A 6,656-nucleotide genomic window follows, 5' to 3' on the forward strand; every position below is an offset into this window, starting at 1 on the left:
AAAATTAGCCCAACACTGCTAAAGCCTGCTGCAAAACTTCGTCTACAGTGGGCCATTGACCTTCTTGTCCTAGTATATAAGCATTTGGATTCCACGGGGCGGTATGGGTTGGATTTGTCACACCAATGAGTGTCATCATGGGGGTTTGAGTCGTGGCCGCCAAATGCGAGACGCCAGAGTCATTACATATCACCAAAGCGGCCTGTTCAATTAAAGCCACAAAACCCGGTAAATTCAGTGCGGGAATTAACCTGGCTGCAGGCGCATTCTGCATGGCCTGATCCAATTCGTTCATGGGTGGCGACATGACGACGGTGTAGTCTCTTTGTTGTAGGGCTTCGGTTAATTCATTGAAGTGAGGCCAGACTTTGTTTTGGCCCTTGTGAACGCCCGTGGCTGTCGGAGCAATCAAAACAAAGGACTTAGTGGCTAGCCGTTCATTATCCAGCAGCTCTTGGGCCAGTTGACGACTTTCTTGACTTAATGGCAAGTGTAAAGAGCGGGGTGCCTGCGTCTGGACGTTAAAGCCCCACAACCGTAGAGCTTGTTGCGTTAGATAATACCAGTGCTCGACGGCATGTGGGCGTGGTTGTGGTTTTTTGATGGGCCAGCGCAGTAAGCAAGAGCGGGCTTCATCAATATAACCGCAGCTGCGTAAGCCGGCCAAACGAAAACACAAGGCACTACTCATGGAATCGGGCAAAATCAGACCGACACTGTGGCGCTTGGCTTGGTGTTGGTTGAGATCGGCACGAATCAGCGCGTAATCTTGGTGCCATTTACCACTAAGGGTAATAAAGTCATGCGCCGCCACTTGAGCCAATAAGGGTTTAGCCCAGGCCTTGGCACAAATCACAATTTGGCAGCCCGTCGTCGCTAAAGCCTCTAGGCAGGGCAAGCTCATACAGACGTCACCAATCCAATTGGGTAAACGGATATAGATACGCGATATCTTTTGCATGCTTGAACGTTTTAAAATAGTAAGTCACCGATATGGGTATTCGCACGATTTTACACGCATTTAATCGCATTAACCGTTAAAATTTTGGTGAATAATTTAAAAGGTACTTATTTGTGAGTTTATTTAAGAAGTCAAAAAACAGCGATATCACCGATATGGACATCAGCCTTTGGAAGCGTGTCTACGAGCGCGTTTTACCGTATTGGAAGGGCGTGATTGTGGCCATTATCTTTACTATGCTGGCATCGGCGACCCAACCTATCATCTCTTACATGATGAAGCCGCTCTTGGATCAAGGTTTTTTGGGCGCTAAATCCTACTATATTTGGTTAATGCCCGTGGTCATTATTGGGCTTATGCTCGTACGGGCGGTGTGCTCTTTTGTGGGTGATTATCTTATGGCCTGGGTCGCCAACAAGACCCTGTTTGTTATGCGTGCCGACATGTTTGACAGTTTGTTGTGGATGACAGATGAGGAGTTTCGCAAGGGCGATACGGGGCGCTTGATTAACCGCTTTACCGTCGATGCCGGTAATGTTACCGATTATGCTGCCGAGGCCGCCACGATTTTAGTGCGTGAAGTCTTTGTCATTATTTCCTTAATGGCCTTGTTGCTGTATTTATCATGGCAACTGACCTTATTAATTATTCTAATTTTCCCTTTATCGATTGTGGTGGGTCGTTATTTCTCTAAGCGTTTACGCATGATTAATCGCCGCACGATTGACGTTAATGCACGTTTGACGTCTGTGATTCGCGAAAATATCGAGGGCCAGCGTGTCATCAAAATGTTTAATGGTTACGAGGCCGAGAGTAAACGTTTTAAAGGCATCAATGCGGCACTGCGTGGCTTTGGCATGCGCGAGGCGATTGCGTCCTCACTCATGAGTCCCTTAACACAATGGGTGATCTCTTTTTCTGTCGGTGCGGTCATTAGCTTGGCTTTATACCAAGGTCAACATGGCACACTCACAGTGGGTGGTTTTATTGCTTTTATTACTGCCTTAGGACAAATATTCGATCCCGTTAAGCGTTTGACTAATTTGGCCGCACGTATCCAAAAAATGATGATGGCCGCTGAAAGTGTCTTTAAATTAATCGATGCGCCGAGAGAAGCCAATCAGGGTCAGAAAACCCTACAAATTCATAAGGATTCTGTCATTGAATTTGATCACGTCAGTTTTGCTTTCAGTAAAGAGTCCAAAAACATCCTCGACAATATCAATTTAACAGCTCGTATGGGACAGACCATTGCACTGGTAGGTCGCTCAGGCGCTGGCAAAACGACCTTGGCGAATATGCTGCCGCGTTTTGTGGATGCTAGCTCAGGAGCCATCAAAATTGATGGTACGAATATTGAAGAATTTGCATTGACGGAACTGCGCTCACAACTTTCTTACGTGAGTCAACAAGTGGTCTTGTTTGAAGGCTCAATTGCCGACAATGTGCGTTATGGGGCCTATAGTGAAGCCTCTGACCTTGAGCTCGAAACCGTCTTGCGTGCAGCCAACCTGTGGGATTTTGTACAATCCTTACCAGAAGGACTCGAAACCAAAATCGGTGAAAATGGGGCTTGGTTATCGGGTGGTCAACGCCAACGTATTGCCATCGCCCGTGCCTTACTCAAAAATGCACCAATTCTGATTTTGGACGAAGCAACCTCGGCGCTGGATAACGAGTCCGAAAAAATGGTTCAAGAATCTTTAGATAAACTGATGATTGGTAGAACCACCTTTGTGATTGCGCATCGCTTATCCACCATCCAAAATGCAGATTGCATTGTGGTCTTGGATCATGGTCAGATTGTTGAACAAGGAACCCATAAGGAACTCTTGAAAAACAACGGTTTATACCAATCTTTATATAAACTACAATTCTTACATGATCACCAAGCCTAAATGCCTTTAGTGCATGGCATTTAACAATAAGGAAGACTATGACAAATAAACAAGCTAATGCGATCCCTAATTGGGGCTATGAACACCCTGATGTCAAAGGTCCGAACGCATTGATGTTCTTTACTTGGGACCTATCAAAAACCATCGAACAGGCCTTTGCTCAAGCCAACGAAGACAATCTGGAACAATACATTGAGCAAGCTCAGCACTCCATCGATATGCTTTTGCAACGCTATATCGATCTCGAAGCTGACCCCGAATCTTTTGAGGGCCAACGTATTGCCTTGCATTTGGAGCGCAAAAAAGATGGTAAAGGCACACTGATTGCACTGCAAACTTCGCCTGAGCTCGAAGACCGTATTCTCAAAATGCAATCACGTGTTAAACCGGGGCATTCATAATTCGAGTGCCTAATTTAAGCCTCGTTTCACCAAAAAGCCCGCTGCTATGCAGCGGGCTTTTTGTTATATTGAAGGACAAGGTGCTAGTCATGGTAAACGTAGCGCTTTGGGCTCAGAGCAATATAATGTCGTACATCTCTTGGGAGTAGTTATTGTCAACTTCGAGGCTAATGGGTTTACCAATATAGTCATCGAGAAGGGCTAAGTAATTTCTTTCTTCGTCCAATAATAAATCAATCACTTGCGGCGATACAATTAATTTAAAGCCTTTGGGGTCAAACTGCTTAGATTCCCGAAGGATCTCACGCATGATGTTATAGCAGACAGTGCGCGCCGTCATAATATAACCGCGATGACTGCAGGTCGGGCAAGGTTCACATAACAAACTATTAAACGAGTCGCGCGTGCGTTTACGTGTCATCTCAACCAAGCCTAACGCCGAAAAATCACTCAAGGTCGTGCGTGTACGATCTAAGGCTAGTTCCTTACGTAATTCATGCAGAACCATGCGTTTATGCTCTTCATTATTCATATCAATAAAATCAATCACAATAATGCCACCGATATTACGGATCCGTAATTGCCGCGCAATCGCTACAGTGGCTTCAAGATTGGTTTTAAAGACAGTTTCATTAAAATTGCGACCACCTACAAAACCGCCAGTATTGACATCAATACTCGTCAAGGCCTCGGTCTGATCAATCACCAAATATCCGCCAGACTTGAGGTTAACGCGACGCGATAGCGCAATCGCGATTTCATCTTCGACGCGATCGGTATCAAACAGGGGTCGTTGACCCTCGTAATATTTGATTTTGTCGGTAATCGTAGGCGCATAAATGCGAGCCCATTGCTGCAACTCGCTCGTCGTTTGCTGCGAATCAATCAAAATGACTTCGGTATTGTCACTCACTATGTCCCTGAGCACTCGCTTAGGTAAATTTAAGTCTTCATACAATAAGGTGGGTGGTCCTGATTTAAGCAGTGTGTCGCGGATCCGTTGCCAGGTTAGAGCGAGATACTGTTGATCCTGAGCAATCTCGGTGTCACTGGCTGACTCGGCTTGAGTGCGAATAATATAGCCCCCTTTTTCGTCAGCCGGTTGTAGCTGCGTCACACGAGCTCTGAGTGCTTCACGTTCGGATTCAGATTCGATTTTTTGGGAAACACCGATATGCGGGTCGTATGGCAAATAGACCAATATTCTGCCGGCAATGCTGATTTGTGTCGAGACGCGTGCGCCCTTGTTATTGATAGAGTCTTTGATGACCTGCACTAAAAGATTTTGCCCTTCAAAAATGATTTTTTCGAGCGGTAGCGGCGTCGAACCTTGGTGTCTGGCGATTTTGCTCTCACGCAGATCAGAAATATGCATAAAGGCCGTACGCTCTAGACCAATATCAATAAAAGCACTTTGCATACCTGGCAAGACACGCACGACTTTTCCTAAATAAATATTGTTAACCTTACCTCGCTGACTATCTCGTTCTTGATGGATTTCTTGGACGGCACCGTGCTCCACTATGGCAGCACGCGTTTCAAAAGGGGTGACATTGATAAGTATTTTTTCGCTCATGTCATTTATAGCTAGAATTCAACTCAATTAATACTAGAATATCATGCTTAGAAAGCAAGATAACTGTATATAATAATCAACTTATTTCCCAGTAGGAGTAAATTTTTGTGAGTGATAACAAGCTCGAACAAGACGATCAACACCCTTCACAGCGGACGATCTCGGAGATTATCAAAGAGCGTATCAACAATAGTGGTAAGAGTTTTTTTGCTAACGATAATATTGCCGATTTTATTCAAGAGGGCGAATTAGAGTTACTACAAAAAGAAGTCGCGGCTAAGTTTGAAGCGGTGCTACAAAGTTTAGTGATCGATACGCAAGCGGATCACAACACCCAAGATACGGCCAAACGCGTGGCTAAGATGTACATCAAAGAAGTGTTCGCAGGGCGCTACCAAAGTATGCCTGAGGTCACTGAATTTCCTAACGTCAAAGCCTTAAATGAATTATCTATTGTGGGTCCTATTCAGATCCGTAGCGCCTGCTCGCATCACTTTTGTCCTATTATTGGTAAAGTCTGGGTCGGTGTTATGCATTCCGCTCACTCGAATCTGATTGGCTTATCTAAGTATGTCCGCTTAGCCGCCTGGATTCTTGAACGGCCGCAAATTCAAGAAGAAGCGATTGTGCAGTTTGCTGATTTGCTATGGGACAAACTCAAGCCGCAAGGACTTGCTGTGGTCATGAAAGCCGATCACTTGTGCATGCAATGGCGTGGTGTCAAAGATGAAAACTCCAAAATGCTCAGTAGTGTCATGCGAGGTTCTTTCCTCAAAGATTCGGATCTCCGAAAAGAATTTCTCAATTTGTTGCCAAATTATGACGATAAGTAAAAAAATGACTTGCAAAGTCGAAAATCTGTCTCTATAATTCTTACTTATCGTTTGATGCAGCACTTCTTGCTGCTAACAAATAAAACAAAACTAAAACAAATTTCTAATAGTTAAAGTTCTACTAGTTTAATAGTTTTAATAGTAGTTTTTAAGTAGTTATTTATTAGAGATTTTTATTTAGTGAATTGTATTAGTCATTACATCACTAATTTTTTAATCAGTGTTTTATTTGTCTGCAACATAGACTGATGGCAATTGGTTATCCAATAATAAAAAGTCCCTTAGTTCTAAGTTATATGTTTTATAAGAGATCGTGATATGGATAGATCGATGAATCTATCAATTATTTTACGGACTTATATTTCAATCAAACACCAAACGATTAAGCAAATACGCTAAGCAATTATTTGATCGCTCAAAATACAAGCAACTCTGTGTTGCTTAATTTTGTGGCTAAGGTAATTAGTTACTTTTATTATTGACTTTAATTATCCAGATAAGTAATTGCAGATATTCTAAAAAGTCTTTTAAACGACCTTTAAACATCGCTTAAAAAACTTTTTAAAATATTTAAAAAAATCCTTGACAATGATTTAAAACGCTGTCATAATTTCAATCTTTGCTGATGAGCAAATAGCGCAGTTAAGCAAAAGAAATTAAATGAATTTAATCTGGGTATTAAAAGCGATATCTAGATCGATTGGTAAAGACTTAATAAATTTATTATTGCTTTATTAATCACTTTGTTCTTTAACAATTAACAGCCGATAAGTGTGGGCACTAACAGGTAGTTAGCTCAAAAGCAAACTTTCACGAGTTTGCGTGCACAACTATTTATATTAGTGCTTACACAGGTAATGACAAAGAAGTACAAGAAGTATGATAGGTAACTACTGATAGCAGTATGTTCAGTAGGCATTATCAACTTCGTGAGTTCTTACGAGTATAAGCACGCAATACTATCTACTTACGGTAGTTTTAGTAAGT

Annotated in this window: 5 protein-coding genes; 3 read left to right on the forward strand and 2 right to left on the reverse strand. The window is 42.7% G+C overall.

Going from position 1 to position 6,656, the window contains the following annotated elements:
* Positions 1–4 precede the first annotated feature (4 nt).
* A complete protein-coding gene (locus Q335_RS0106560; RefSeq protein ID WP_028357941.1) occupies positions 5–961 on the reverse strand; it encodes a glycosyltransferase family 9 protein in 957 nt (318 codons plus the stop codon).
* 155 nt (positions 962–1,116) lie between these two features.
* Between Q335_RS0106560 and msbA the strand changes: the two genes are divergently transcribed.
* Both msbA and Q335_RS0106570 read left to right on the forward strand, forming a co-directional pair.
* The gene (gene msbA, locus Q335_RS0106565) at positions 1,117–2,859 is read left to right on the forward strand and encodes a lipid A export permease/ATP-binding protein MsbA (RefSeq protein ID WP_051532373.1); all 1,743 of its coding nucleotides are present in this window, start codon (positions 1,117–1,119) and stop codon (positions 2,857–2,859) included.
* A 38-nt stretch (positions 2,860–2,897) separates the two neighbouring features.
* Positions 2,898–3,260, forward strand: a complete 363-nt coding sequence (locus Q335_RS0106570) for a hypothetical protein (protein WP_028357943.1) — start codon at positions 2,898–2,900, stop codon at positions 3,258–3,260.
* Between the two features lie 112 nt (positions 3,261–3,372).
* Here the strand turns inward: Q335_RS0106570 and rng are convergent, their stop codons facing one another.
* Positions 3,373–4,836, reverse strand: a complete 1,464-nt coding sequence (gene rng / locus Q335_RS0106575) for a ribonuclease G (RefSeq protein WP_028357944.1) — start codon at positions 4,834–4,836, stop codon at positions 3,373–3,375.
* 158 nt (positions 4,837–4,994) lie between these two features.
* On the opposite strand from rng, the gene folE reads away from it, so the two are divergent.
* Positions 4,995–5,669: a GTP cyclohydrolase I gene (gene folE / locus Q335_RS0106580; RefSeq protein WP_028357945.1), complete on the forward strand. Its 675-nt coding sequence runs from the start codon at positions 4,995–4,997 to the stop codon at positions 5,667–5,669.
* Positions 5,670–6,656: the final 987 nt, after the last annotated feature.

Source organism: Brackiella oedipodis DSM 13743 (genome assembly GCF_000621025.1).
GTDB classification, from domain to species: domain Bacteria; phylum Pseudomonadota; class Gammaproteobacteria; order Burkholderiales; family Burkholderiaceae_B; genus Oligella; species Oligella oedipodis.